The organism is Motiliproteus sp. MSK22-1, assembly GCF_001968815.1.
Lineage (GTDB): Bacteria > Pseudomonadota > Gammaproteobacteria > Pseudomonadales > Balneatricaceae > Motiliproteus.
Window position 1 is genome coordinate 1 of record NZ_MIEQ01000082.1, and the last position, 663, is coordinate 663.

The following is a 663-nucleotide window of genomic DNA, read 5'->3' on the forward strand; positions in this document are numbered from 1 at the left end:
AAGACCAGGACGTTGATAGGCTGGGTGTGTAAGCGTTGTGAGGCGTTGAGCTAACCAGTACTAATTGCTCGTGAGGCTTGACCATATAACACCAAAGCGGTGTTGATGATCGGCACAGACGAAGACACAAGTTGTAACGACCGGATATTGATAGATCGAGCGACAGAGAACGAACTTAAAGCAACATAGATCACAGATTCACGCTTTTTTTGCTTGGCGACCATAGCGATTTGGAACCACCTGAACCCATCCCGAACTCAGCAGTGAAACGGATCAGCGCCGATGGTAGTGTGGGGTTTCCCCATGTGAGAGTAGGTCATCGCCAAGCGCCTAACAGAGAAAGCCTCGTCCTGACGGACGGGGCTTTTTTTATGGCTGCGATTTAACATCCCCTGAACCCATCCGCGCTCAATCTCCGAAAAACCAGCAGTGAAACGGATCAGCGCTGTGGGGAGTGTAGGCTCTCCCCAGATGTGAGCTGTTCATCGCCAAGAATCTAATAAAGTAAGCGGTAAATAAACCCCACCTGTTACCAGGGCTGCTCGCCAGCTAAGGTCATGATCTCTGAATTAAGGAGATCATCATGACTGCCAATGAACTGAAAGCCCTTCGAGAGACCTGGAAACAGCATCTTGATACGTGGAAGCAAAGCGGCCAGTCCCA

General features: G+C 50.1%; 2 rRNA genes. Both read left to right on the forward strand.

Going from position 1 to position 663, the window contains the following annotated elements:
* Positions 1–85: ribosomal RNA gene (locus BGP75_RS22475) — 23S ribosomal RNA — on the forward strand; the annotation flags it as partial.
* Between the two features lie 127 nt (positions 86–212).
* A 5S ribosomal RNA gene (gene rrf / locus BGP75_RS22480) occupies positions 213–328 on the forward strand.
* Positions 329–663 lie beyond the last annotated feature (335 nt).